We start from the raw sequence: 23,947 nt of genomic DNA on the forward strand, positions 1-23,947 counted from the left end.
CACGTCGAAACTGTACCTGCGAGTGTTCCAGTTGGCGCTCGCCGATCAGGCACCAGGGGCAAAAGAAATCGAAAAACACATCAATACGCAAACGACGAGTCACAACCTCACCTCTAACCCGGCTTCACTGACAGGGTCAGGCACGCTCTGCCCCTGAAGCCGGGCGATATCTCTGTGGTAATGACACTTGGCATAAAAGAACACCGCCGCTGCCGCGAGGCTGACCAGCGGCACCAGTTGAAACGCGGCATGCAAACCGATGAGGTCGGACACCCGACCGGTGATGAACGGCCCCGGTGCCAACCCCAGCAGGTTGTTGGCCAGGGTCAGCGTGGCGAAGGCCGTGCCGTGCACCGAGTAATGGGTCAGGTTGGCAACCATCGCGCCGCTAGGGCCGGTGGTACCGGTGGCAATCAGCATGCCCAGGCAGATCAGCAGCAGTTGCACCGGCCCCGCCTGCAAGGCAAAGGCTGCCGACAGCAACAGACAACTGCCCAGACAAAAGGCGATGGCCAGGCTGACCTTGCGCTCCGGTGAGTGGCGACACAGGCGATCGCTGAGCATGCCGCACAGAATCATCCCCACACCGCTGCACAACACGATTAGCGCCGCCATGCCGCCGGCCTTGTCGGTGGGCATGTCGTAGTAGCGGTTGAGGTAGCTGGGAATCCACACCATCACCGTTCCGCCGACGAATAGCTGCAAACCGCTACCCACGTACGTGGCGATCACCGAATGGCTGGACCACAAAGTGCGCAGCGGACGCTTGACCGCGGCAGCCGTCTTGTTCGCAATCTGCGCGGCACGTTGTGGCGCAATGCGTGCTTCCTTGACGATCAGCGGATAGAGCACCGCCAGCACCAGGCCAAACAGAGCCATGCCGGCGAACGACCAGCGCCAGCCCAGCTTGGCCGCGATAGCACCGCCCAACGCCATGCCCAGCACGGCACCAAACAAGCCACCGGCCATGAAAGCACTGGCCAGGGTGGCGCGCATATGTTTGGGGAACACCGAGATCACCACGGCGATGCCGACGCTGCCGTAAGCCGCCTCACCGACACCGACCATAAATCGCGCGATGAACATCTGCTGGTAGTCCTGCGCCACCGCGCAGCCCAGGGTCGCCAGGCTCCAGAGCAGCGCCATCAACGCCAGGCTCTTGACCCGGCCGAAGCGGTCGGCCATCAACGACAGAGGGAACGTCAGCAGGCCAACCATCAGGGCAACGACGCCGCTGAGCAGACCGAGCTGGCCGTCGCTCAACGCCCACTCGCTCTTGAGCAGCGGGAACACCGCGTTGAGCACTTGGCGTGACATGTAATCGGAAATCAACAGGCCGAACGTCAGCGCGAAGACAATCCAGGCATATTTACGCGCAACGCCGACTCCACCGGAGTCGTCATCGTCGGCGGCGATTGGGTGAAAGGCCATGCAGCCTCCTCAATGTGGTTGTTTTATTGTTGTTATCAAGCGTGTAGCCGCTACGGCTTACGAAAGTGACTTCAATGCCCACACGCGTGAGCATCCCCATGACCAAGGGCCGTGCTGTTGAACCGCAGTAGGTTCTAGCGCGTATCCATTACCTTCCGCTCTCTATTTTCGGAAGCCTGAAGGTAGCTTTGACGGGGCCTCCTGCACTAAGCTTCGCAGGACTCAATCTTGCGAAATTGGGACACGAGGGAAATCATGTATACCCTGACGCGGAGTGCCAGCCTTACCAACTATGAACAGGTTGCCCGTTCAGAGGGGCTCGATCCTTTTCGTATGCTGCGGATGGCCAAGCTGCCGGCCAGTGCCCTCGACGATCCAAATATCATGATCAGTAGCGATTCGGTCGGGTGGCTGCTGGAGGAGTCAGCCCGATTGTCCGGTCAGGAGGCTTTCGGTCTGCTGCTCGCCGAAAAGAGACACCTTTCCAACTTTGGCATGCTGGCACTGCTTATCCGCGAAGAGCCAACACTGCGCGCCGCCTTGCAATCTTGCTTTCGCTATACGCGACTGCATAACGCCGGTGTGCAATTGTGGCTTGAGGATGTGGGCGATCTGACCCTGCTGCATGTGGGGGTGAACATGCAGGGCCATCATGGCGTCTGGCGCCAAGCGATTGAACAAGCAACCGGAATTATCCTCCGCACGTTGTGCATTCTGAGCGGTTATACCTTCCGGCCGGTAAGGGTCAGTTTTACTCACGCCCCCCCCTCCAGCCTTGAAGTACACCATCGTGTGTTGGGAACCGCGATCGAGTTCTCTCAGGAATTCAACGCCATCGTTTGCCGCGGGGGCGATTTGGATATGGCCATACCTGAGGCAGACCCCGCGCTGCATCGCGAAGTGAAGCGATCGCTGGACATGCAGTTGGCTAACCTGCGCGACGAGCCGACGCAGCGGGTACGTCAGATCGTCAAGATGCTGCTGCCAAGCGGACTGTGTTCTGTCGATGCGGTTGCCCAGCATCTTGGCATGCATCGACGCACCCTTAACCGCCACCTGGCAACTGAGGGTGAGAGTGTCACAACGATCATCAACGCTGTACGGGCTGAACTCGCCGAAGAGTATTTGGCCAACAGCAGACGCCGATTTTATGAGGTGGCCGAACTGCTCGGCTTTTCCACGGCCGGTGATTTTTCACGCTGGTTCCGCAGCCAGTTTGGCAAGACACCTTCGAATTGGGTTGCTTCCTATCGAGAGAGCAAGGCGCCCCCCGAGCCCCGCCGCCTGAAAAAATAGAAGGAGAGATTCAAGGGCGACTGACAAGCCTGTTGGCCGACCAACCTGCCTGAAACTGTCATTTCTTCGACGCGGCCATTATCGGCGACAAGGCGTTTTCACCAGCCAATGAGCAGGCAGTTTGGGCGGACCGACTTTTTCAACAGAGTCGGTCGATAGCTGTCACGTCAAAACAGTCCTCCCAATGCTGCTGGCTCCCAGTTCATGATCACCAGTTCTCCACTGACCTCGGCCTTGCCCTGCCGCTGGTTAGTCGTGGTGTAGCGGATGTCCAGCGTCTCAAAATGAAAGCCCTCGAACACCCGGCGGATGTCCGGGTGGTCGTTAATGCTGACCATCACCCTGCCCTTACAGCGGCGCATAAAATCGGCCATGCGTTCGTAATTTTCAAACGGAAAATCCACCCCATACCCTGCGGTCTGCCAGTACGGCGGGTCCATGTAGTGGAAGGTGTGTGCCCGATCGTAGCGTTCGGCGCATTCCAGCCAAGGCAGGTTCTCCACGTAGGTACCGGACAGACGTTGCCACGCGGCTGAGAGGTTTTCCTCGATACGGAGCAGATTGATGGCCGGGCCGGTGGTCGCGGTGCCGAACGTCTGCCCAGAGACCTTGCCGGCGAAGGCATGGTGCTGCAGGTAGAAGAATCGCGCGGCGCGCTGGATGTCGGTAAGGGTTTCCGGGCGGGTCATCTTCTGCCACTCGAATACCTGACGCGAACTGAGCGCCCATTTGAACTGACGCACGAACTCTTCGAGGTGATTTTGCACCACACGATACAACGTCACCAGGTCACCGTTGATGTCGTTGAGGACTTCAACCGGCGCGGCCTGGGGTCGCATAAAGTACAGCGCGGCGCCGCCGGCAAAGACTTCGACGTAGCATTCGTGGGGAGGAAACAGCGGAATAAGGCGATCGGCCAGACGGCGTTTGCCGCCCATCCAAGGGATGATAGGTGAAGACATAGATAGCAAGACCTTTACTGTATAAATAAACAGGTGCTAGGCTCGCTCTGCTTTGTGCACAGAGCAGGAGCCTTGGCGGGACTTGCAGGGACAATCTGCGGGGACGGTGGCCAGGCTGGATGTTGACGCATCCAGACTGGCCGCTCCTTTTTCTTTGATTTTTGAAACTTCTGACTCGGGCCGATTTATGCGCCCGCGCAATTAAACCGGCACCTCGAGTACGATTTTCTGCGGCTTGCCTGACGTCTTGGCTTTGCCTTCTTTGCCGCCATTGCACTCCGCCGACACTGTCCAGCCGGACGGGGTAAAAGTGTGATCCACCGACTCCACCAAATACTCACCATCGAGGCCACGCTTGAAGCCTTGGGCCTGGATCATGACTTCGGCAAACAGGTCGGTCCGACCCGGCAGGTCGAGACGTACCGAGGCGGTGGAACGATTGAACGCCGCCAGACGGGCCTTGGCCGCTTCGTCGGCCGCTGTGCGATCCGGGTAGAGATGGCGATCGGTATGCACCGGCGGCAGCCCTTCGGGCACGTTGGGGTTGTCCAGGTGCGAAATCAGTAGCTCGCCGCTGGCCGGGTCCTGGTACTGGGTGTTGACGCCCTGATGCGTGCTGCGGTCGCTCAAGCGAAACTGCCATCGGGTCACATCACTGCGCTGCAGGGTGATCACACCCAAGGCCTTGCCACTGGCGCTCTGCCCGCCCTGTCGCGGCAAGACCAGCAGCTTGCCATCGGCCACCTTGGCGGTGCAGTCGTGTTTTTTGGCCACCCGGGTGATGAAGTTGTAGTCAGACTCGTTGAGCTGGTCCATGCGTGACACCCGGGTATCGACCGGGCACGACGGCTGCCAGCCATTGCGCGCCGCTACATCGCCGACGATCTGCGCCAGGCTCACCTCCTCCCAACTGCCGCTACGCGTGGTCTTGCCGCTGCCACGCATGTCGCTGGCCTTGCCGCTGATCACCAGCGTGTCCGGTGGGCCGGAGACGGCCACCTCGTCCACGGTGTAGCGGCCCATGCGCGTCAGGTCGGCGCCGGAGTAGCCGAGGTAGATTTCGATACTCGCGCCGCGCGTAGGCAGTGACACCGCGCCATCGCGGTCATCGATGCGCAGTTCGAACGAATCGGAGGCCATCCCGGGCCGGTCGGATAGCTGTAGCGAGACCAGCCGATCATTGATCAAGGTGGTGATGTCGGCGCCATCGGCGACGATGCGGAAAAGTGGTTGCATGTCGGTACTCCGGACAAGAAAAAGCCCGCACTCGGCGGGCTGGGTAATGGGATTAATCCCACAGTGAAATTACGCTGTCAGTCTCCACCACCAGGTCCGGCAGCGTGATCAGCACACCGGCCCGGAACGGCTGCGGCTCATCGGCCAGGCCCTGATTGGCCGCCAGCACCGCCTCGACGCTGCGGTTCAGGTGGCCGTAATAGTGATGGCACAGGGTGTCGAGCAGATCCCCGTCAGCCGTTCTGCAGATCATCGCCATAGCGGACAAACTCCAATGAAAAGCCCTGCTTGCGCGGGATCGCCCCGGGCAGTAAGGCGCTTTGCTCTTCGTCAATATTGGTCAAACACCAGTTGCCCAACACCTCGCCGTAACCGGTGGTCAGGTTCAGCGGTAACAACTTGGCACCGATGCTGCGCAGCCTATCCAGCTGCTTCAGCCCACCTTTGAAGCTCGGGTAGATCGCGCCCTTGATGGTGATTTTTTCCTCACCCAGGCCCACCGCCTGCTGCGCCGGACGCCGCGTCAGGCGCTCCTGCGCGGCCCAGCGAAACGACGTCTGCCGCCGGAGTTCGTCAAACGCGGCGGTGTCCAGGTTGAAATAATACGGCCGCTCATTGGCCTTGAGCGGGTAGATGATCAGCAGGTGCGGGAATGGCTTCACCGCGTCGGGTATCGGCGTCATGTCGCCGGCAAACCATTCGGTCGGGAAGATGTTGCCCAACGCGGCATTGGCCTTGCCGGCCACCTTGTTGAACGCCGCGCCAAAGCGGCCGATCTGTTCGGTCAGGGCGGAAAAGTGCTCTTCAAACTGGGCCAGCGCGCGCTGGGTCTGGTTGTAGTAGCTGGCGACCTTGCCGATCTTGGCCTGCGCCGCGTTGATCGCATCCTGCAGACGCCGGGTCTTGTCGCTCAGGTCCTCGCTGATAAAGGGCAGACCTTCCAGCGCATCGGCCGCCCCACTGATCTCATTGAGCGCGCCATTCATGGGTCCGGTCATGGACTCCAGGTCAGTCCGCCCGGCCTCCCCTGCGTCGACCATGTACTTCAGCCCGCCCTGCAGGTGCTGCAGGTAGGTCTTTTCATCCGCCATAACACTATTCCTCAACCCACGTGGGGTGCATCAAACAACTGGCGATCGCGCGCTTCCCGAGCGAAGTCGTCAAACTGACGGCGCAGGTACGGCATCAATTCCTGGACCAACTGCGCCGGGTCTTTCACATCGCCGTGCACCTGAAACACCGGGGCCGGGGCGAAGGTGAATTGCTGATCGACCTTCGGCCATTCGGGTGCCTTAACCGCAGTGTTCGACATCAATGCCGCCGCCGTGACCGGCGCGGCGGGGGCGCCGTCCATCGAGCGCACGACCGCGCCCACCCTCTGGCCGACGGCCATGGGAAAGAGGCCGAGCGGTGCTTTGGGTACGACCGGGGTGTCCGGCCCGCCAAACAACGCCTTGCCCATGGTCGCGCCCACGTCACCGCCGCCCATCGCCCCGAGCCAGGCACCGATCATCCCTCCCACCGCGGTACCGAGCAGCGGGATGACCGAGCCGATGGCTGCACCCGCTGCCGCACCGGCCAAACCACCTGCCAGTCCACCCGCCGCCTCGCCGTAGCCTTCGGCCTTTTCATCACGGGTGATGGCGTTCTGGTAAGTGTCCAGCATCTGAACGCCGGCACCGACCACCGCCAGCGCCCCGCCCACTTTCATGCCACGGGACGGCCGACTTGCAGGGCCTTTTCTCTTTCGACCTGAATCGTGATCCAGCCCGTCATCATCGCCGTCATTCGCGTTGGTCACGAACACCCGCTGGACGATGTTGGACCGGTCGCCGGCCGAACCGCGCGCGATGTTCACCAGCCCCCGACCGATCTTCAGCGCGGCCCAGGCCTTGCCCGCCAGCAAGGCTCCGGCACTCAGCGCCGCCAGACCCAGCACCACCTTGGGCGTCTCCTCGGACAAGGCGGTCAAACCACGCGCTGCCGCACCGATACCGGTGGCCAGCGCATCCGTCGCGGGACGCAGGGCATCCCCGATCGCCCGCAGCGAATCGTTGAACGCCTGACCGGTTTCGACCCAGCGTTGTGACGAGGCTTCGCGCCGCTCGCTCAGGTTTTTGTCGAGAATGTCCTTGCGCGGGCCATTGGGGTCCGAGGCGCCTTTTTTCAGCTCCGCGTAGAATTTTTTGTTCTGGGTGTACGCCATCAGGGCGGTCTTGACCTGCATGTCGGCAAACAGATCGCCGGTACGCAAAGTAGCAGCCAAGGCATCGGCCATCGCTTGCGCCTTGGCCGGGTCCGTCTCCTGGCTGATCTGGGTCAGGCCCTGATCCAGCTGTTTGGCCTTTTTCGGATCGGTCTTTTCCACATACCGGCGCGCCAGTTCGAAGCTGGCCTCGAAGGTCGACAAGCCCTTGCCAATGGCGGCGTTCATCGAGCCCTGATAGTCAATCCCGGCATCGGCATAACCTTTGACCGTCTCCCCTGAACCGATTTTCGCAACCCAGTTTTTCAGGTTATTCGCCGCCTCATCGGCGCTGCCGGCGCTCTTGATCTGCACCTGCAGCATGGCGCCCAGCTGGGTCACCGCCTCCTGACCGGTGATGCCGCTGCTGGCCATCTGCGCCAACAACTCCGGAAACCACTTGGCCATGTCGGCCGCCTCGAAGCTGCCTTGCTGGCCCAGCAGGGCAACTGACGCCAGGGCCTGTTCCATTTTTTGGGGGTCGGTGATCTTGGCGTTGTTCTGCATCGCCAGAATCATTTTCGCCGTGTCGGTGCCCGACGCGCCCTGCCCGACCGCAAACTTGGCGGCCACCGGGGCGTACTTCAGCGCTTCGGTCAACACCATGCCGCCACCGACCAATTGATTCACCAGGTCGGCCACCTGGGTGTTGGCCATGCCAGTATCTTTTGAGGTCTGCACGATGTCGCGGGCGGTGTCCATTTCCTGCTGGGTGTTGGCGGTGCCGGACTTGATTGCGATGTCGCGAATGATCGCCTGAAAATCCGCGCTGACCTTGGTCGGTACCGCGGCCAGCGTGGTACCGGCCACCGCCGTACCAAATCCGCTGCGCAGGCTCTCCCGCCCCTCTTCGACCTGCCCCATGCCTTTGGCTTTGAACTCGGCACCGCGCACCACCTTGCCCAGCGCCAGGTACTCCTGACGCAGGCGCCCGACTTCGACACCCTGCTTGCGCAGGCTATTGGTGTTGGTTTCCAGTTTGCGCAGCAATGAGTCGGCATTGGCCGCCCCGCTGTCATGGGCTTTTTTCCATTCATCGCGCAGACGTATGGTCTCGCCGATGACTTTCTGCAAGCCCTTGGCGCGGGTGGTTTGCGCCTCAAGCTTTTTCATTTCGCCGCTGACATTCTTGAAGGCGGCGCCCAGGGAGGAATCGACGGCGCCGCCAATCACCAGCCCGAGCGAGAGTTTATTCGCCATGCGGAGTACCTGTATGCAACGGGGATGGGCTCAGTCCGTGAGCCACCAGACCATCTCGGAAAACGACAGGCCCTGAATCTCGGCCGCCGAAAAATTCAGCTCGACGGCCAAGCGTTTGGCCAAAGCCTTTTGCAGCCGGGGGTTAAACCCCGTCGTCTGCTCCCAGACGAAAATAGGCGGTCTGCAAACGACGGTAATCGCGCATCAGCAGCCCCTCCAGATCGCCGCGACCGATGCTTGCCAGACTGCAGAACAAGACCATCTCCTGCTCTTCTTCGTTGCTACCTCCCTGCAAAGTGGCGGAGCGCATCTCACGCACCGTCGGTTCGCGCAGGGTCAGTTTGTCGACCTGAATGCCGTTAGCCTGGCTCGCCCGGGACAAGGCCACGGTGGCAATACCATCACCCAGTTGCAGCCACTTGGGCAGAACATTGTCTTTTGCGTTGCTCATGGTGTGGCTCCTTACATGCCCAGGGCAGACCGCACAGCGGCCAATTGGTCGACGCCGTCAATGACACGGATCGAGTTGAGGGGATCGATTTCAAACATCACACTGCCGTCGATTTCCAGCTTGTAATAAGTCACCGCGACGGCGTACTTGAACTCGCCTTTTTCACCCGGTTTCCAGTCCCCCGGATCGACTTCCTTGAGGCTGCCACGCAGGGTGGCGACCACCGCCTTGACCGACCCTTTCTGGCCCTTGAAGGCTCCGCGGAACGAGGCGTTGAACGCGGTCAGATCAGCCTGACCAAAAAACTTCAGCACCTCGCGGCGCACGCCATTGGTAATGAAGCTGGCTTCGAGCTTTTCGGTGCCCATGTCGATCTCGACCGGCGCGTCCATGCCGCCGGCGCGGTACTCGTCGGTCTTGAGGGTCAACTTGGGCAGGGTCAGGCTCGGCACGTCGCCCTGCAGGCTGATACCGTCGACAAACAGGTTGGTGTTGTAGAGCACTTCCGGAATCATTAAGCGGCCTCCTTAGGCGGCGGTATCGAGCACTTCAGTGATCCACTGATCGGTCACCTCCACGCGAAAGTTCGGGTTTTCGGCCGGCGGCACATCGGTGAAACGAATGTTCCAGTACACCTTGCCGTCGCTGAGTTCGCTGGAGGTGTTCAGCTCTTCGTCGGCATAGACCTCGAAGTTGATAATCGCGCCCTGGTTCTTCAGGTCGCGCATGAACGCCTGCAGGCCTTCGGTCACGTCCTTGACGTAGGTCGCGGTAATCGAGCGGTCGACCGCCCATTTGTGCGCGTAGAGGATCGCGTCCATAACGATGTCCAGCGTGCGCACGCGGGTGACGAACTTCCATTTCGGGTCGCTGGACAGCGTGCGGTTGCCCCACAAGCGATAGCCATCGTCACGAATAATGGTGGTGATATTGGCGTTGTTCAGCAGGTTGGCCCGGCAGGAGGCATCGCCGTCGAGAAACTCGATCGGCCGCGTGGTGCCGGTGATGCCGACAAACTCCTTGTTCGACGGCGACGCCCAGAAACCGTAGGTGGCATCGGTCCACGCAAACAGGCCGGCGGTCCAGGCCGAAGCCGGTGCATTGACCGTGGCACTGGTCCCGGTGTCCCAGAATTGCACGCCAGGGTCGACCATGTAGGCGTGTTTGCTGCCGAAATTTTCGGCATAGGTGATCGCGGCTTCGTCGGTGGTGTTCGGCCCGTCGAGGATGGCCATGGCCCGCATCTTGTCGCCCAGCGCCACCAGCTCGGTGGCCACCGCCAGCGTCGCCGAGTACTGCGGCGTCACCAACAGGCGCGGCTGGGCGTTGAACTTGCTTTTGCCATTGAGCAACGCCTGCATGCCGGTCCGGCTGCCGTCGGCCCAGACCCCACCGATGATCGCGGACAGCTGCTCGGCCGGGTCTTCCAGCAGCGGCACGCCGACGGCGACAATCACCGCCTTGGACCGTTTGAAAATGGCTTTGCAGTCCTGGGTGATCGCGGCGTCCGGCCCCCAAGCCGCCACCGCTTCGCTTTCGCGGGTGATCAGCAGCAATTCGTTGGCCGCCGCGGTCGCCGGCGGCGCCACGGTAAAGGTGTTGCACAGACCGATGATCGACGCGGACGGGGTGGCGATATGCCGGGCGCCGGTGTCCACCAAGGTCACGGTGACGCCGTGAAAGAAACTCATAGAGTGATGCTCCAGAAACGAAAAAGCCCCGCATAAGCGAAGCAGTGGGATGTGCGATGACGTGCAACACGGAAAAGAAAACGCCCCGGCAATGCGGGGCGTCAGGACGCGGTGTTGGTCGATCCGTCCGGCTTTAGCGGCCGTTTATCACTGGCCGGAAAGTCCGACGATCCAGGCCAGGCCCGCAGCTCGTTGCGATAGGTGCGCCAAGCCAGCTCCGTGTTGAGCGCGGCTGGGTCAGCATCCAGATGCTTGTCGATCTCTCTGCCCGCCCAATGCAGTTCATTGTCGATCCATGACCGTTCTTGCTGGCTTTGAATCGCCAGATCGCGCGCGGCATCGAGCACCCAAACGAAACCATCCCAGAGATAGGCCGCACTTGGTCGCGGCAAATTCGTCAGCTCGGCCGGCAGTTCGCCAGGCATCGAATGTGTCACCTCGGCACCATCGGTGGTGCGGTAAGCCACGCCTCGGTAGTCGGGCACCACCAACCACGTGCCATCCCTCCAGACCACCACCTCCCCGTCCCCGGCTTCGGGCGGTACTTCCAACGTGGCGCCCGCTGGCAGACCGCAGCCACAGCTGACATAGGTTTCGTGTGGGCCGAGGTATTCGGTGGTGGTTTCACTGAACGTGTAAACCTCGATCCAGCCGCTCTCTTCAAAAAAACCATTCACTAAAGTCGGCATCAGTACATCCTGCAAATGTAGTTGTACGCCACGTTGCGCATACGGGTTTCCGTACTCACACGGACGACGGCTGAAGGATTGAAAACGACTGAGCGGTAACCCGTTGTAGTGACTTGCGGTGCAGCCGGCGTAATGGCCGTGCTGTGGTTGCCACCCGTAAATACGCCAGTCGCGGTGTTCACCAGTAACGCCGAGTCGTCGTCTTGCAGGACGAGCTCGCCCGTCATGTTTTGCAGCGTGTCGAGCTGAGCGCTCAACACGGGGCGTCCCGAATCGGGGTCAACACCGCGCCCGCCATCCAGACCACGAATCGACTCACCGCGCAGATCTGGCAGGATGCCGCTGGGATACACGGCCAGCAATGCTGGGTACCACTCGACATTGAACGGCTGCCCCGTCATCACGACGCAATTTTCTGGCGGCGTAGCGGTTGGCCATGGAAACGGCACGCCGACAGGGACGGCAAATATGGAAGCAGGATCAAAATTGCTTTCGGTCCAGATCTTCCCGAAGTCGGATGCATCAACCTGTAAACCCACGTCGTTCGAGGCGGGTCGATAACCAATGTAGACCTTGTTCGACGCCTGACCCGCACCACCGCCTTGCTGCACGGGAGTGAAACCCAGTGCCGCCTGGTACGCAGCAGGGTCAAAGTTACTCGTGTTCCAACCCGTTACCCACTCACTGAATTCGAATCCCTCTGGGCTCCGAACACCGCCACGCGTAAGCGTTGTACCGGTGTTATAGCCGATGATTTGTTGCCAGAGGGTGTCTTGACTGACCGCAACCAGCATGGGCGAGAATTGACCGCCCTCTGGAACGTTCGGGCCGGGGTTCACCCGGTAAATGCCTGCGGTGGTGACTGTGTCTAAATCGGTGCCTTCGGGAAGGACAATCCCCCCGTGCCCCCAGCCATAAGCACCCGTGAGCAATACACGGCCTGGTGTGTCATCTTGGGGAGAGGTTTGTTTAACCAGATCGGTTGAGTCCCAGGTGCTTTCCCATTCGCCCCAAACACCGGCAGTCAAGGCCCGGCGGTTGAGGGTGTGGTCGGCATTCCCATAGATCTCCTGAAAGGCGTATTGACCTGGTGTAATCGCCGAGACGCGAACCCACCCCTCAAAGGGCACGCCGCCTGGCCCTCCCGCGCCATTGCTGACGAAATAGAGGGCCGTCACCGCATTCAGGCTACCGATGTCAACATCACTGACCGCATAGGCAGCCCCGCCCCAGCCGAACGCTCCAACCTTCATCAGCGCATCAGGCATTTCATCGTGCAGATGGACCTGCACAGCAGCGGTCGCGGCGGTGCCCAGCCCGAGGTTATTCCGAGCCTCGACCACATCCGCGACATCGCCCAGGTTTTCGCTGACGGCCAGGGCATCGGTGATGCCGTAGCCGTCCAGGGTGCTCGGGTTGGTACCAGCGATTACACGCCCCAGGGCATCGACGGTGACACTGCGAAACGTGCCCACACCGCCCCCGCTGCCGCCGGCGATCATTTCAAATTGCAAACCGGTGGTGCCGAGGGTGATCGGCGCGTCGGTAACCAACTGCCAGAGGCTGTCGCCGTTGGTCGTGCCCTGCTCGACGTGGATAAACAACCCCGGTGTCACTTCCTGGCTGTTGTCAGCATCGGCGGCCCGCGTCCAGCCTTCGGCGCTGACGACATAAACACCGTTGTCCTGGGCCTGGGTCTGGGCGGTCACCAGCACCCGGTCACCGACGACCACGGCCACGTCATCGATGGTCTGCACGTTGTTCAGGGTGATGGCGACCGTGGCCGCCACCCGTGCTGACTGTTTGTGATCCAGTTTGGCCAGTTCTTCCTGAATCTTGAGGTCTACGTATTCACGCGTGGCCAGCACCACGGCCGGGTCGATCTTCAGCACGATGTTCGCCGAGCTGCTGACGATGAAGTTCATGCGCACGACCTGGGTCTTGCCACTGCCCTGGTCCAGCAACGGTTTGTAGCTCGGCGCGCAGTTGGCCACCGCCACCAGGTCGCCGTCGACATCGTACAGGCCGATCTCGCGAATCCATTCACCGCCCACCGCGGGCGGAATGATCTGTTCGGTGATCACGGTGTTGGGGTTAGCCGCATCGACGCGGATCTGGTTGATCGGCGCCCGGCGCCATTCGTTGATCAACTGGGTTTGCAGGCGGTCGGGAATCGGGTCGGTGCCGTTGGCATCCCCCAGGCCCATCTCGGTAAACATCCAGTCCAGGCCCATGGCGATAGCATTGGCGTGCTTGGCTTCACCGACCGCCGTGAGAATGGCAAAAAACTGACTGGTTTTATCAATCATAGGGATAAACGTCCAAAGTATCGGTTTCATCGACGCAGAGCGCCGGGCCAAAAGTGCCGGTCACGTCGATGTCTTTCGGGGCCGGCGGGTACACGTCGATCTCTTCACCTTCTTGCACGCACACGGCAATGCCCAACACCCCCTCGGTCTGCAGGCTGAGCGCCAGATTGGTCATGTGCCGGCTGACCGGACGGGCGTCGTCGATCAACCACGCCAGTTCCTCGTACAGTTCCTCGGTGATGCCGGCGTCATTCAGCCCCACCTCCAGGGCGAACGTACCGGGCACGCCTTCCGGCACGGTGTCGAACCATTCCACAACGTCGATCAGGTAGCCCAAGGGCTCGACCACCCGACGCAATGCACCGATGGTGCCTTTGCGTGCATGCACGTCGTACGCCGAACGGATTGCCGTGCGCTTGGCCTCCTGCGTCCAGTTGTTGTTCCAGCGGTCCACCGACCAGGCCGACGCTAGATACGGCAACAGGTGTTCAGGGCAGGTATCGGCGTTGTACAAACTGCGCAGCGGGACCAGCGTGTTTTCGTAATTGGCCGCTTCCACGGCCAGCTCCAGCGGCGTGCTGTTGAGCGGCAGCTGAGTACTCATGTCAGGCCCCCAGGATCACGCTGTAGCCCGTGCAATACGCCGCTTCGGCCTTGCTCGGCTTGAGATCGGTCCAGCCCAGCAGCTCAACCCGGGCGATGCCGGGAACGTGCAATTGCGCATCGATCCCCGAGCGCGCCACTTCCAGTCCCAAGCGACGGCGCGGGTTGATCCACTCGCTCAGGCGTTTCTGGCTTTCGGCCAGGTAAGCTTCGTTTTCCGGCCCCGGTGCCTGCGGGTACAGCACCGCTTCAATGTGGTAATCGATGACCACGGCACTTTGTACCGTGAGCCGATCGGCCACCGGCCGCACGTCCTCATCATTGAGGTGCAGCCGGACCTCTTCCAGCAGTTCCGACGAGGCCGCGCCACTGCCTTCCAGGCTGAGCACGGTGACCACCACCACGGCGGGTGACGGGCTTTCCGCCGTGGCATCGGCCACCAGGCCCGAGGCATTGCGCGCATGCAAGATGTAGCTGTTACGCGGCCCCGCCGTGGTCAGGCCCTCATACGACAGCTGCACCCGCTCGCGCAGGGCATCGTCCTCCTCGAGCACCTGGGGCGTCGGCGGCACCGTGCTCGGATCTCCCGCCTGAATCACCAGGCGTTGCAGGTTGACGTTGGCGGCCAGATGATCGAGGTCGGCCCGTTCGGCATGGGCCAACAGCAAGGCCTTGCCCGCATCGTTAACCCGCGCCCGGTTCTGCAAGGCGCCATACGCGGCCTGCTCGATCAACTTGAGTACCGGGTCGCTTTCCAGCTCCGCGCTCCAGTTGTCGCCCATGCTCAGGCGGAAGGCTTCGAGTTTCTCCTGGTAGACCTCTTCAAAGTCGAGGTCCTCCAGCACTTGCGGCGGCGGTAGGGCCGCCAGTTCCATAGTCATGCGGACACCTCCAAAGTCACGTCACTGCCCAGGTACTGCCCGGTCAGCTCGAACGTGATACGCCCGTCGAGGATGGCCACGGCACGCACCCGCCCGAGCTTCAGACGTGGCTCCCAACGGCCCAACGTGCTGGCCACCTCGGCCTGCACGGCACTCTTCCAGCCGTCATTGACCGGCAGGTCGACAAAGCGCCGCAGCTTGCTGCCGTACTCCGGACGCATGCGTCGGCTGCCCAAGGGCGTAGACAAGATGTCCTCGATGGACTGACGCAGGTGATCGAGGCCGGAAATGAGTTGGCCGGTGCGGCGGTCCAGTCCGATCATCCCGATCATGGGATCAGCCCTCGACCGCGACAAAATCCTTGCGGCCATGCAAATACTCGAGCGCGACCGTGTCATCCGAGGCCACCGCGACCTGGCCTTTTTCCACTTTCAAGGTGCGCTCGGCCTCCAGCAGAATCAGCACCCGCGAGGTATACAGCGTGTCGCGAAAGAGGCTCAGCGTGGCCGGCGCGGGCGCCTCACTGGCGGCTGATACTTCCTTGGTTTTGCTTGTCATGGATTTACTCCAGGTATAAAAAAACCCGCACGCGGCGGGCTGAAGGTGAATGTTTCACTCAATGCGAGTGGTTGCTGCTGTTGCCCCCGGCGTCCATGATCGTGCCGGCGCCGGTGATGTCGCCGGATACACTCAGCGCACCGTCGATGCTCACCTCACCCGACAGCGTGATCTGGCTGGCCGTCACCCGGATTTGCTCCGGCGTCACTTCAAACTGCGAGCCACCGACCGTGATCGTCGCGCGGCTGCCGTCGGGTAACGCGATGCTGTAGCTGCCGGCTTGCCAGTCGTAGACCAGTGAGCCGCCATCGTCGAAGTACCAGGCCTCGACGTGATCGCGGTTGTCCGGCGGGGCCCCGGCGTTGCCATACAGCCCCGGGATAAACGTGCCCATGGCCGGATCACCGCTGGGACTGAACAGCGCGCCCTGCTCATTCAGGCTCGGCGCCCGCCAATGGCGAGCTTTGCCCGCGGCCAGGCTGTGCCAACGCACCCAGGCACTGACCCAGGTACCGGCCTTGACCCGCACCCGGCCGGCACTTAGATCGACGCCGACCACCACGCAGGGCATTAGCATCGCCGCGATCATCCGGTCGTGTTCGGCGCTTGCGTATCCCATGCCAGATCCTCCGGCTGAAAGTAGTGATCTTCATTGCCGGTACCGGTGCAGCCATCGACATTCAAGTAAAGGGTGCCCGGGGGCTCGAAAGGCCACAGCCACTCAACCTCACCGAGGTAAATCTGCTGGGTCCACTCCACCGTCCACACGGTGTAGCCATCCAGTTCGGGCTTGGTCCAATCCTGACGCGACGCCACAAACTGCGCCTGTTCGACGTTGTCCAGCCCCCAGGTTTGTGCCCGCAACACAATGGCAAGTTGTGCGGCCAACTGCGCTCCGAGTTGCTGATGACGGGCCAACTCCGGCGCGACAATGACCCGCGCTTCAAAGCGCTGGATCAGCACGGTTTCACCGGTGCCGATGTCGGGCCCGGGCTCAAACTCAACCGGTTCGAGAAATACCGCCGGCAACGCTATCCGGTCCTGAATGTCCGGACAGGTCGCCACAAACCGCACCGAGGGCAGTGCCTGGCGGATGTGGTCCTCGATGGCGGCGTACAACGCATCCAGCGAAAAGGCAGGATCAGACACGAGCGCTCCCCTTCAGGTATTTATGCAGTTCAAAGTTCATCTCTTGTCTGAACACGACCAGTAGACGCTCGTCGGCCTTGTTGGCCCAGGTGTAAAACGGACCTTCAACGTCTTCGAGCGAGACCTTGGCCTTGGCCAGTGGAAAGCGATTGTCGTTTTCCGCGATCCAGCCCGAACTTGTGCCTCCACCCGCGGACGCGCTGCTGCCGGGATAGTCATCCGGGTTGAAATGTTTGCTGGAGGTGCGGATCCAGATATCCGCCTTGTTGCCATACACACGCTTGTAAAAGGCGCCCTGGTAGCGCCGCCCCGCCACCGAGACACCAGCCTTGCCCTGCCGGGGATTGCCTACCCGGCTGGCCTCCATCGGGTTGGTGCCAAACCAGAGTTTGCCCAACTGGCCCTGGCCTTTGATGGGATAGCTGCGCAGACGCTGACGCACCGCCCGAACGGCGATTCGTTCCTGCTTGCTGACATCCCGCGCCATGTGCGTGGCAAGCCAGCCCAAGGTCTTGTTGATTGCCCGCCGTTGCGCCGCGGCGGCCGCCTTGGGCATCACCTTGGCCAACTGTTTAAAAGCCTGCATATCGTCTGCGGAAAACTGCAGCGAAACCGGCACGGTACTCATGCTTTTAACCTCAACGACAAGGCCACCAGACCATCACCCGCCGGCTCCAGGTGAATCAGGGTGTACTCGCCACCACCGTCCAGGACTGGTAAATCGATGTGCACCGTCTGCGTTTTTTCAACGCCCTGAGCATCGGCGACCCGAATGTGAAAGCACGGCTCGCGCAGACCGGTGTTCAAGCGTCCGATTTTGGGCTGCAACCAAGGCGCCGAGAACATGCCCAGCACGCGCCGACCTTCAATGAAGGCAACATCTGCCAGGGTGTCGAACACCACGCTGTCGATCTCCGCGACCAGGTCTCGAAAGGCCATGGTCAGAGTGTCAGCAGGATCTGAGCCCGTGGCCGCGTGCACAGGTGCAAGGGATTGGATTGGGCTTCACCGGCCATGCCCTTGTTGAACGGCAGTGGTTCCAGCTTGCTGTAATACGGAAGGCCTTGGGTGTTGGCCGTTTCCATGTAATCCGCCGGAGCAAAGCAGGAGATGTACAGCTCCGGCACGCCTTCGGGAATCAACAGGGCTGTATCGTCATGAATAAACGACACGCCAGCGATTCGCCCGCGGTAGCGCTCCCAGACGATGCCGCCCAGCTCGAAGCTGTCCCGCGCATCACCACGCAACTCGGCTGCCTGGATCGTATTAAGGTAGGTTTCCTCAACCGATTTGTGTGTGATCAGCTTGTTCCAGAAATTCTTGCCACAGAAGGCCCGCGCGCCCGAGCTGGTGACGCTGCCCAGTTCATCGTCCTGCATGTCCAGCGCTTCGGCGCACTTGACCCGAATCTTGGTGGCCGAGTCATTCAGGCCCATGGACAAGCTTTGTTGCTCCACACCAAACGCCTGATAAATGTTCAGCAGGACCGTCGAGCCATCCGCGTCCAGCACCAGGCCGTTCAGCGCGCCCATGCGTTGAAATTCATGGGTGGCATCGAGCTGACGTTTGGCCTTGCTCAGGCGCGTGTTGACTACGCCCTGCACGGCCTGCAACTCGGTGGTCGAACCAAAGGCGCGAATGCCCTGGATCTCGTCGGCCTTGATGGTGAAACGCTGCGGCAGGTGCACGGTGTTGAACGGAATCATCTGACGTTTGCTTGCACCCACGACCAGACCCGAGGTGCCGCGCTCACCCGCCGGCACCAGGGCCAGGGTGTTGCCGTCCTTTTCGATCTGCACGGTCAGGGTGCTGATCCCTTCCTCGCGAAACAGGCCCAGGCTGCTGATGCGTCCCGGTAGGTATTCCTGCTCATTGATCGCCGCGGTCAGCGAAGATACGGAAAAAACATCGTCGGTAAAAATGCCAATATCGGCCATGAAGGAGCTCTCCAGAAAAGCAAAACCCCGCTCAAGGCGGGGTTTGGATGAAAGGTAAATGCCTTAGCGGGCAATCACAAACTGAGCCGCCAAGGCACCCTCGGCCTCAGCATCGAAGCCGGTTAAATGCACCTCGCTGACCTCGGCCAGCCGCACCACTGCACTGGCGCGACGCTCTTCGGTCGATTCGCCCAGTGGCCCGTAGAGGACGCAGGCTGCCACTTCGGTGCCGTCGGTGGCGGCGGGATCGTAGGGGGCAAACTCATTGGTCGCCGTGACCAGCCCCAGCACCTGGCCAGCATTCAAAGCAGCACCTGCAGCCACCAGAATGGATTCACGAGAGATCTTCCCGGCCCCTTCGGAGAGCAGAAACTCGCCAGCGTGTAGCGTTTCGTACTTTACGGTCATGCTCGTGCTCCTTTTGCACTGTTGGATTGCCCCGCATGGACGGCCTGACGGGCTGCCCAGATCGAAGACGGATTCGGTTGTTTCGCCAGCACCTTCGGTGCAGGGTCATCGTCGAGGGGCACGCTATTGTCGATTTCGAAACCGTTGCCGCTGCTGACGATCTTGTCGAACAGCCGCGCGCGTACCGCGGGCTCATCCAGCCCCGCGGCCACGTACTCGAGGCTGAGCTCTGGCAGTCGTGCCGCGACACACAGGTCATGCACCGCCTTGGCCCGGGTCAGCCCCGCCAGGACGATCTCTTCGCTTTCAAGCTGGGTCGAGCTGAGCAATGGCGCGACCAGGTTGCTGATCCCCGACTCGGCACAACGTTGAGTGATCAACAACGCCAACTTGGCCGAATCCATCAGGGGCTTGGGTGGATCGTTTGGCGCAGGCTCCGACTCCAGATCTGGCTCAGGCAACTCATCGAGCTGGGCCAGCAATTCAGCTGGGGTGTGCTGATAACGCTGCATCACCCCGCCCTGACCCAGACACGCTTTGACCTGGACGCCGTCACCCACTTCATCAGCCAGCCCCAGTGCCACTGCCTCACTGGCTGTCAGCCAGGTTTCGGCGGCCACCAAACCCCGTAATTCCACCTCATCGATGTCCGGTGCCTTGGCCTTGTAGGCCGCGATGATCGCCTCCATGGTTTGGTCGAGGACATCCGCAACCTTGCGAAAGCTCTCGGCGTCGCCAGCCGCATAGGTCCACGGGTTGTGGATCATCAACATCGCATTGGACGCAATCACCACCTTGTGGGCACCGCACACCGCGACACTGGCCGCACTTGCAGCCAATGCATCGACACGCGCCGTGCAACGTTCGCCCAGCCGCGACAAGGTGTTGTGCATGGCCAACCCGTCGAACAGATCGCCGCCGATGCTGTTGAACGCCGCGATCACCGGCGACACGCCGTCGTCGACCGCGCGCAGATCCTGCATGAACTGACTGGCCGTAATGCCCCAGGTGCCGATTTCGCCATACACAAAGACTTCAATCAGCCGCTCGGTGGCTTCACCGCTGGCATGCACGGCGTACCAGCTTTTGTCCTGCACCGGCACCCGCTGGCCGGCCTTGTTGTAAATGCGCGGCGGCGTTTTCTTGCTCATGTCTGCTCCTTGTCGTCGAGCGCCTGGAGCAGTTCGACGAGCGTGCTGTAATTAAGACCTTTGCCCCGAGCCCGCTCGGCATCGGCGGCGTTTTCTTCGTCCACCGTTTCGGCGTCATAGCCGGTGCGCAGGACCATCTCGCTGCGCGAAGCAAAGCCGGCGTTCACTTCCATCGTGCGTGACTGAACATCCTGAACCGGATGGATGTAGGCCCAGCCTTGTGGCACCCAGCGTGTACGCAGGTACTCACGGCGTCGTTGGGCATAGTCCGGCAACAGCACGGCGCCACTGAGCACGGCCATGTCCATCCACGCGGCCCGCACCGGTCGACATAACTGGTGCACATACACACCGAATTGCAGCTGCTCAAGTCGACGCCGGAACTCGGTGAGCACCACCCGTAGCGCGCGGTCATTCACTTCGCGCATGTCGCCAGTGAGGATCTCGTACGGCATTCCGGCGCCGGCCGCCGCCGCCATCAATTGCTGACGCATGAAATCCGGGTAGTTGTTGCCGGCATCTGGCGGCGAGGAAAACTCGACCTCCTCGCCCGGCAACAACTCCTGCATGGTCCCGGGCTCCAATGCCACCATCGGCGTGAAGCCATCCGAAGCGAGGTTCAGTGGCGCTCCGGTCACTGGGTCGACCGGCGTCTGGATGTCATCCGGTGATGGCTTCTTGATGAAGCCGGCGAACAGGTTGGCCACCTCTTGGCGGAACAACACCGCATCGTCGTAGTTGTCCAGGCTGCGCAGGCGCTTGAGCACCGGCGATAAACGCGGCAGACCACGCAGCTGACCCGGTTCGACCGGCTCAAAAATGTGCAGCACCTGGCTCGCCGGTACGCGCACCAGCTGGTTGTAGCCATTGTTCAACGACGCGGCATCGCCGGGATGCGAGCGATACATCCAGTACGCCACCCGGCGACTATCCGGACTGAACTCAATGCCGGCGCGAATGACGTTGCCGTTACGGGCCATTTCGGATTTGTCGTGTGGCACAAACTCCGGTGCCAGCACCTGGAGTTGCAGCGGCACCACCAGCCCCTCATCGAGGCTGCGCGGGCGCAGGCGGACAAAACATTCGCCGGCTGTTTCCACCGTCCGGGCGATCAACGCCTGCTGTCCGTAAAAGTCGGTGAGACCATCGGCGTCGGATTCTTCGGTCCAGTCGGCCCAAAGCTCCTGCAGCAAATGCCGAAGCTCGTCATCCTGGGTTTTCGGCCGCGGCGTGATGCCGGTGCCGATCAGGTTGCTGACCCGTTTGTCGATGATGTTGAAGGCGTACGGATCATTACGCACCGCCGCGCGGGAACGCGAGCGCAGGTTGCGTAACGCCGGAATGGCAATGCTGTTGAAGCCGACGTCGGGCGCATCCCAGCTGGCGGAACGACGCCCTTCGGCCGCGCCTTCATAGCTGGCCTTGATGTTCGAGGGAATCAAGAATCCGCTGCGGCCCAAGGTGGGAAAGTGACGAGCCATTACAGTCCCTTGCCTCCATGGTAAAGCCGCACGATGCGCGAACGAGGTCCGGCCGCCGCGATCAACGAGCTACGAATTTCGTCGCGTGCCCTGAGCAATTCGTCGATGTCGCGGTACTCGACGTTGCGATCGGCGTAACGCACGATTTTTTCGCCACGCGCAATTGCCTTCTCGACCGCATCGAGTTGCTGTTGGGTAAAGGCCATGGGGATCGCTCTAAAATAGAAAGACAACGTGGTGTGCAACTGCACGTTTTCACTCAACGCCGCTTTTTGAGGTAGCCGCTGCTGGAGGTTCGACGCTGCGGAGGCCGTGCAATCGGCAGCGCTGCTGCTGGCTGCTTCGCTGGTGGCGGCACGGGATCAGCCCGTTGCTGCGGTGATGTCGCCGCAACGCGGACACGTTCAGCCGCAACGGGCTTCTCACCCGGCGGCACCGCCTGCAACAAAGCGACTCTTACCCGCTCCCAGTCGTGCTCCTTGTAACGGTTCAGTCCCAGGTAATGCGCCATCGCCAGGCTGTACACCATCAAGTCGAGGGCTTCGTTGCGCTCCGCCTTGCCCTTGACCCATTCGATTTTTTTGTAGCCTTTGATGTACCGAGTCACCTTGCGCTCGGCGACACACTGGGCGAAGAAATCATCCGGCAGGTCGTTGGCAAAGTGCAGCGCGCCGGGACCGTCCTCCACCGGATAGCGGTTGTAAATCCAGTCCTTGGCCGTGTCGGTACCGATGAACCATAACTCGACACCTTTGCGCTCGGTCAGGCCTTTCCAGGTGACATCCATCATCGATGGCCGCTGCGCAATCACCGGCCGACCCGGCTTGCTCGCGCCCTTGACCGCGAAGATGTTGCGCCAGCGCCGCAGCCGGCAGAACTGGTACACCTCGTCGGTGTGGTTGCCGCCGGAGTCGATGCCGGCTGCCCGGATTGTCAGGTCCGCGCCACACGGATGCGGATAACGCGCCTTGAGTTTGTCATCGAGCACCGACCAGGTGCGTTCGTCGGAGGGATCGCCCCAGATCACCTGATAGTCGATGATCCAGCGCTCCATGCCGGCGCCCCAGCCCACCACCATGAACTCCAGTCGGTTGGCCTGGACATCGACCGCGGCCGTTAGCATCAGCACGGCGCACGGCATCGAACCCAAACCATACGTTTCCAGCCGAGCCCGAGCCATCAGCACATCGGCTTTGGTCTGCTCTTGGGCGCTGTCCCAAACCTTGGCCAGACGGGTGTTATAGAACACCTGCATCGGCTCAAGATCACCACGGGACATGGCGGTCTTGGCCTTCTCGAACTGTTTGGCCAGCGCGGCCCAACCAGTCCAGCCAGGCGGCGAGTACAACGCATTGAGGTTGAAACCGACGGTTTCACCATCGCCCTGGGCATGGGCGCGCCACTCGCCCTTGGCCAACATCTCACCCTTGTGATGTTCCTCGATCAGCACGTCACAGTCAGGCCCGGCGCACTCATAGTGCGCCCGTTGGCAGTCCGTCGAGTAATGCAGGCGTTCCCATTCCAGAACTTGCATGTGTCCGCAAGTCGGACACGGCACGTAGTAAAAACGCTGGTCGCTGGTCTCGAACAGATCGGCAATGCGCGAGGCGCCCCGGATCGTCGGCGAGCTGGAAAAGTAAAACTTGGCGTTGCGGCCAAACGTACTGCCCCGGGTTTCAGCCAGCTCAATCGGGTCACCCTCCTCGCCCACGTCCACCACCCAGCGATCCACTTCATCACCATAGATGTACCGGGCCGACAACTCCGACAGGTTCGCTGCCGAACCGGCGGTGGTGACATACAACGAACCACCTTCGAACTCTTTGGTGTCCATGGTGTTGCGCGCATCCCGCGAACGGTTCGCGGCGACTCGTTCGCGCAGCACCGGGGTGGCCTTGATGGTCTTGCCGATGCGCGACGAGACTCGCTTGGCCAACCCCAGGCTGGGCAACAGCGTGAGAATGTTGGACGGCGCCATGTGGATCAGGCCGCCAATCCAGTTCAAGGCAATCTGGGTTTTCATCAACTGCGAGGCCACCATGGTGACCACACGCTTGCATGGATGTGCCGGCGACAGACAACGCATGGGCTCGCGGGCATACGGCGTACGTGCCGTGCGGTACTGCCCGGGTTCGGCGGCCCCTGCATCCCGCGGGATGCGCATGAACTCGTCAGCCCACTGATCAATCCAGACATCCGGCTCTGGCCGCAACCCGCGGAAATACGCCTCCCGGTACACCGCTGCACCGTCGGGCATTTCCGCTGACAT

Annotated in this window: 26 protein-coding genes and 1 pseudogene; 1 reads left to right on the top strand and 26 read right to left on the bottom strand. The window is 61.4% G+C overall.

Going from position 1 to position 23,947, the window contains the following annotated elements:
* Positions 1-4: 4 nt before the first annotated feature.
* Together KGB20_RS19260 and KGB20_RS19265 are read right to left on the bottom strand one after the other, a co-directional pair.
* A pseudogene (locus tag KGB20_RS19260) lies at positions 5-103 on the bottom strand (DsbA family protein); the annotation flags it as partial.
* A complete protein-coding gene (locus KGB20_RS19265; RefSeq protein ID WP_150756533.1) occupies positions 100-1,431 on the bottom strand; it encodes an MFS transporter in 1,332 nt (443 codons plus the stop codon). The pseudogene KGB20_RS19260 and the gene KGB20_RS19265, both read right to left, overlap by 4 nt.
* 255 nt (positions 1,432-1,686) lie before the next feature.
* On the opposite strand from KGB20_RS19265, the gene KGB20_RS19270 reads away from it, so the two are divergent.
* Positions 1,687-2,727, top strand: coding sequence for an AraC family transcriptional regulator (locus KGB20_RS19270; protein ID WP_060539968.1), 1,041 nt, complete (start codon positions 1,687-1,689; stop codon positions 2,725-2,727).
* Between the two features lie 167 nt (positions 2,728-2,894).
* Here KGB20_RS19270 and KGB20_RS19275 read toward each other — a convergent pair whose 3' ends face one another.
* The 24 genes from KGB20_RS19275 to KGB20_RS19390 all read right to left on the bottom strand — a co-directional run bounded on the left by KGB20_RS19275 (position 2,895) and on the right by KGB20_RS19390 (position 23,947).
* Positions 2,895-3,689 carry a DNA adenine methylase gene (locus KGB20_RS19275; protein WP_218478692.1) on the bottom strand — a complete coding sequence of 265 codons (795 nt, stop codon included), beginning with the start codon at positions 3,687-3,689 and terminating at the stop codon, positions 2,895-2,897.
* A 201-nt stretch (positions 3,690-3,890) separates the two neighbouring features.
* A complete protein-coding gene (locus tag KGB20_RS19280) occupies positions 3,891-4,925 on the bottom strand; it encodes a phage late control D family protein (protein ID WP_223532869.1) in 1,035 nt (344 codons plus the stop codon).
* A gap of 52 nt (positions 4,926-4,977) precedes the next feature.
* Positions 4,978-5,184, bottom strand: a complete 207-nt coding sequence (locus KGB20_RS19285) for a tail protein X (RefSeq protein WP_223532871.1) — start codon at positions 5,182-5,184, stop codon at positions 4,978-4,980.
* The gene (locus KGB20_RS19290) at positions 5,159-6,016 is read right to left on the bottom strand and encodes a phage tail protein (protein ID WP_223532873.1); all 858 of its coding nucleotides are present in this window, start codon (positions 6,014-6,016) and stop codon (positions 5,159-5,161) included. The genes KGB20_RS19285 and KGB20_RS19290 overlap by 26 nt, the downstream gene beginning before the upstream one ends.
* Before the next feature lie 11 nt (positions 6,017-6,027).
* Positions 6,028-8,370, bottom strand: coding sequence for a phage tail tape measure protein (locus tag KGB20_RS19295; protein ID WP_223532875.1), 2,343 nt, complete (start codon positions 8,368-8,370; stop codon positions 6,028-6,030).
* A 142-nt stretch (positions 8,371-8,512) separates the two neighbouring features.
* The gene (locus KGB20_RS19300; RefSeq protein ID WP_223532877.1) at positions 8,513-8,821 is read right to left on the bottom strand and encodes a phage tail assembly protein; all 309 of its coding nucleotides are present in this window, start codon (positions 8,819-8,821) and stop codon (positions 8,513-8,515) included.
* An 11-nt stretch (positions 8,822-8,832) separates the two neighbouring features.
* Positions 8,833-9,336: a phage major tail tube protein gene (locus KGB20_RS19305; protein WP_104449518.1), complete on the bottom strand. Its 504-nt coding sequence runs from the start codon at positions 9,334-9,336 to the stop codon at positions 8,833-8,835.
* 12 nt (positions 9,337-9,348) lie between these two features.
* The gene (locus KGB20_RS19310; protein WP_223532879.1) at positions 9,349-10,512 is read right to left on the bottom strand and encodes a phage tail sheath family protein; all 1,164 of its coding nucleotides are present in this window, start codon (positions 10,510-10,512) and stop codon (positions 9,349-9,351) included.
* A gap of 101 nt (positions 10,513-10,613) precedes the next feature.
* Entirely contained in the window at positions 10,614-11,201 is a 588-nt protein-coding gene (locus KGB20_RS19315) for a hypothetical protein (protein ID WP_223532881.1), read from the bottom strand.
* On the bottom strand, positions 11,201-13,510 hold the full coding sequence (locus KGB20_RS19320; RefSeq protein WP_223532883.1) for a phage tail protein: 2,310 nt from the start codon (positions 13,508-13,510) through the stop codon (positions 11,201-11,203). The genes KGB20_RS19315 and KGB20_RS19320 overlap by 1 nt, the downstream gene beginning before the upstream one ends.
* Positions 13,503-14,114 (bottom strand): phage tail protein I, encoded by a 612-nt coding sequence (locus KGB20_RS19325; protein WP_223532885.1) that lies wholly within the window; start codon positions 14,112-14,114, stop codon positions 13,503-13,505. Before KGB20_RS19325 ends, KGB20_RS19320 begins: the two co-directional genes overlap by 8 nt.
* Before the next feature lies 1 nt (position 14,115).
* A complete protein-coding gene (locus KGB20_RS19330) occupies positions 14,116-14,994 on the bottom strand; it encodes a baseplate J/gp47 family protein (RefSeq protein ID WP_223532887.1) in 879 nt (292 codons plus the stop codon).
* Positions 14,991-15,317 (bottom strand): GPW/gp25 family protein, encoded by a 327-nt coding sequence (locus tag KGB20_RS19335; RefSeq protein WP_043302559.1) that lies wholly within the window; start codon positions 15,315-15,317, stop codon positions 14,991-14,993. Before KGB20_RS19335 ends, KGB20_RS19330 begins: the two co-directional genes overlap by 4 nt.
* Before the next feature lie 13 nt (positions 15,318-15,330).
* Positions 15,331-15,552, bottom strand: a complete 222-nt coding sequence (locus KGB20_RS19340) for a hypothetical protein (RefSeq protein WP_151213738.1) — start codon at positions 15,550-15,552, stop codon at positions 15,331-15,333.
* A 58-nt stretch (positions 15,553-15,610) separates the two neighbouring features.
* On the bottom strand, positions 15,611-16,171 hold the full coding sequence (locus tag KGB20_RS19345) for a phage baseplate assembly protein V (protein WP_223532889.1): 561 nt from the start codon (positions 16,169-16,171) through the stop codon (positions 15,611-15,613).
* Positions 16,138-16,701: a hypothetical protein gene (locus KGB20_RS19350; RefSeq protein WP_223532891.1), complete on the bottom strand. Its 564-nt coding sequence runs from the start codon at positions 16,699-16,701 to the stop codon at positions 16,138-16,140. The genes KGB20_RS19345 and KGB20_RS19350 overlap by 34 nt, the downstream gene beginning before the upstream one ends.
* On the bottom strand, positions 16,694-17,329 hold the full coding sequence (locus KGB20_RS19355; protein WP_223532893.1) for a hypothetical protein: 636 nt from the start codon (positions 17,327-17,329) through the stop codon (positions 16,694-16,696). The genes KGB20_RS19350 and KGB20_RS19355 overlap by 8 nt, the downstream gene beginning before the upstream one ends.
* Complete coding sequence (locus tag KGB20_RS19360; RefSeq protein ID WP_223532895.1) at positions 17,326-17,640, bottom strand: hypothetical protein; 315 nt, start codon at positions 17,638-17,640, stop codon at positions 17,326-17,328. Before KGB20_RS19360 ends, KGB20_RS19355 begins: the two co-directional genes overlap by 4 nt.
* 2 nt (positions 17,641-17,642) lie before the next feature.
* Positions 17,643-18,638 carry a major capsid protein gene (locus KGB20_RS19365; RefSeq protein WP_223532896.1) on the bottom strand — a complete coding sequence of 332 codons (996 nt, stop codon included), beginning with the start codon at positions 18,636-18,638 and terminating at the stop codon, positions 17,643-17,645.
* A 63-nt stretch (positions 18,639-18,701) separates the two neighbouring features.
* On the bottom strand, positions 18,702-19,046 hold the full coding sequence (locus tag KGB20_RS19370; RefSeq protein ID WP_223532899.1) for a head decoration protein: 345 nt from the start codon (positions 19,044-19,046) through the stop codon (positions 18,702-18,704).
* Positions 19,043-20,197 (bottom strand): head maturation protease, ClpP-related, encoded by a 1,155-nt coding sequence (locus tag KGB20_RS19375; protein WP_223532901.1) that lies wholly within the window; start codon positions 20,195-20,197, stop codon positions 19,043-19,045. The genes KGB20_RS19370 and KGB20_RS19375 overlap by 4 nt, the downstream gene beginning before the upstream one ends.
* Positions 20,194-21,678, bottom strand: a complete 1,485-nt coding sequence (locus KGB20_RS19380; RefSeq protein ID WP_223532903.1) for a phage portal protein — start codon at positions 21,676-21,678, stop codon at positions 20,194-20,196. Before KGB20_RS19380 ends, KGB20_RS19375 begins: the two co-directional genes overlap by 4 nt.
* On the bottom strand, positions 21,678-21,884 hold the full coding sequence (locus tag KGB20_RS19385; protein ID WP_027923826.1) for a phage head-tail joining protein: 207 nt from the start codon (positions 21,882-21,884) through the stop codon (positions 21,678-21,680). The genes KGB20_RS19380 and KGB20_RS19385 overlap by 1 nt, the downstream gene beginning before the upstream one ends.
* 53 nt (positions 21,885-21,937) lie before the next feature.
* Positions 21,938-23,947, bottom strand: coding sequence for a phage terminase large subunit family protein (locus KGB20_RS19390; RefSeq protein WP_223532905.1), 2,010 nt, complete (start codon positions 23,945-23,947; stop codon positions 21,938-21,940).

Source organism: Pseudomonas sp. BF-R-30 (assembly GCF_019956175.1).
Classification (GTDB): domain Bacteria; phylum Pseudomonadota; class Gammaproteobacteria; order Pseudomonadales; family Pseudomonadaceae; genus Aquipseudomonas; species Aquipseudomonas jessenii.

What these genes read in the sequence shown, in the direction of transcription:
- KGB20_RS19265 (WP_150756533.1), bottom strand. Translation starts at nt 1,431, where the DNA reads ATGGCCTTTCACCCAATCGCCGCCGACGATGACGACTCCGGTGGAGTC.
- KGB20_RS19270 (WP_060539968.1), top strand. Translation starts at nt 1,687, where the DNA reads ATGTATACCCTGACGCGGAGTGCCAGCCTTACCAACTATGAACAGGTT.
- KGB20_RS19275 (WP_218478692.1), bottom strand. Translation starts at nt 3,689, where the DNA reads ATGTCTTCACCTATCATCCCTTGGATGGGCGGCAAACGCCGTCTGGCC.
- KGB20_RS19280 (WP_223532869.1), bottom strand. Translation starts at nt 4,925, where the DNA reads ATGCAACCACTTTTCCGCATCGTCGCCGATGGCGCCGACATCACCACC.
- KGB20_RS19285 (WP_223532871.1), bottom strand. Translation starts at nt 5,184, where the DNA reads ATGGCGATGATCTGCAGAACGGCTGACGGGGATCTGCTCGACACCCTG.
- KGB20_RS19290 (WP_223532873.1), bottom strand. Translation starts at nt 6,016, where the DNA reads ATGGCGGATGAAAAGACCTACCTGCAGCACCTGCAGGGCGGGCTGAAG.
- KGB20_RS19295 (WP_223532875.1), bottom strand. Translation starts at nt 8,370, where the DNA reads ATGGCGAATAAACTCTCGCTCGGGCTGGTGATTGGCGGCGCCGTCGAT.
- KGB20_RS19300 (WP_223532877.1), bottom strand. Translation starts at nt 8,821, where the DNA reads ATGAGCAACGCAAAAGACAATGTTCTGCCCAAGTGGCTGCAACTGGGT.
- KGB20_RS19305 (WP_104449518.1), bottom strand. Translation starts at nt 9,336, where the DNA reads ATGATTCCGGAAGTGCTCTACAACACCAACCTGTTTGTCGACGGTATC.
- KGB20_RS19310 (WP_223532879.1), bottom strand. Translation starts at nt 10,512, where the DNA reads ATGAGTTTCTTTCACGGCGTCACCGTGACCTTGGTGGACACCGGCGCC.
- KGB20_RS19315 (WP_223532881.1), bottom strand. Translation starts at nt 11,201, where the DNA reads ATGCCGACTTTAGTGAATGGTTTTTTTGAAGAGAGCGGCTGGATCGAG.
- KGB20_RS19320 (WP_223532883.1), bottom strand. Translation starts at nt 13,510, where the DNA reads ATGATTGATAAAACCAGTCAGTTTTTTGCCATTCTCACGGCGGTCGGT.
- KGB20_RS19325 (WP_223532885.1), bottom strand. Translation starts at nt 14,114, where the DNA reads ATGAGTACTCAGCTGCCGCTCAACAGCACGCCGCTGGAGCTGGCCGTG.
- KGB20_RS19330 (WP_223532887.1), bottom strand. Translation starts at nt 14,994, where the DNA reads ATGACTATGGAACTGGCGGCCCTACCGCCGCCGCAAGTGCTGGAGGAC.
- KGB20_RS19335 (WP_043302559.1), bottom strand. Translation starts at nt 15,317, where the DNA reads ATGATCGGACTGGACCGCCGCACCGGCCAACTCATTTCCGGCCTCGAT.
- KGB20_RS19340 (WP_151213738.1), bottom strand. Translation starts at nt 15,552, where the DNA reads ATGACAAGCAAAACCAAGGAAGTATCAGCCGCCAGTGAGGCGCCCGCG.
- KGB20_RS19345 (WP_223532889.1), bottom strand. Translation starts at nt 16,171, where the DNA reads ATGGGATACGCAAGCGCCGAACACGACCGGATGATCGCGGCGATGCTA.
- KGB20_RS19355 (WP_223532893.1), bottom strand. Translation starts at nt 17,329, where the DNA reads ATGAGTACCGTGCCGGTTTCGCTGCAGTTTTCCGCAGACGATATGCAG.
- KGB20_RS19360 (WP_223532895.1), bottom strand. Translation starts at nt 17,640, where the DNA reads ATGGCCTTTCGAGACCTGGTCGCGGAGATCGACAGCGTGGTGTTCGAC.
- KGB20_RS19365 (WP_223532896.1), bottom strand. Translation starts at nt 18,638, where the DNA reads ATGGCCGATATTGGCATTTTTACCGACGATGTTTTTTCCGTATCTTCG.
- KGB20_RS19370 (WP_223532899.1), bottom strand. Translation starts at nt 19,046, where the DNA reads ATGACCGTAAAGTACGAAACGCTACACGCTGGCGAGTTTCTGCTCTCC.
- KGB20_RS19375 (WP_223532901.1), bottom strand. Translation starts at nt 20,197, where the DNA reads ATGAGCAAGAAAACGCCGCCGCGCATTTACAACAAGGCCGGCCAGCGG.
- KGB20_RS19380 (WP_223532903.1), bottom strand. Translation starts at nt 21,678, where the DNA reads ATGGCTCGTCACTTTCCCACCTTGGGCCGCAGCGGATTCTTGATTCCC.
- KGB20_RS19385 (WP_027923826.1), bottom strand. Translation starts at nt 21,884, where the DNA reads ATGGCCTTTACCCAACAGCAACTCGATGCGGTCGAGAAGGCAATTGCG.
- KGB20_RS19390 (WP_223532905.1), bottom strand. Translation starts at nt 23,947, where the DNA reads ATGTCAGCGGAAATGCCCGACGGTGCAGCGGTGTACCGGGAGGCGTAT.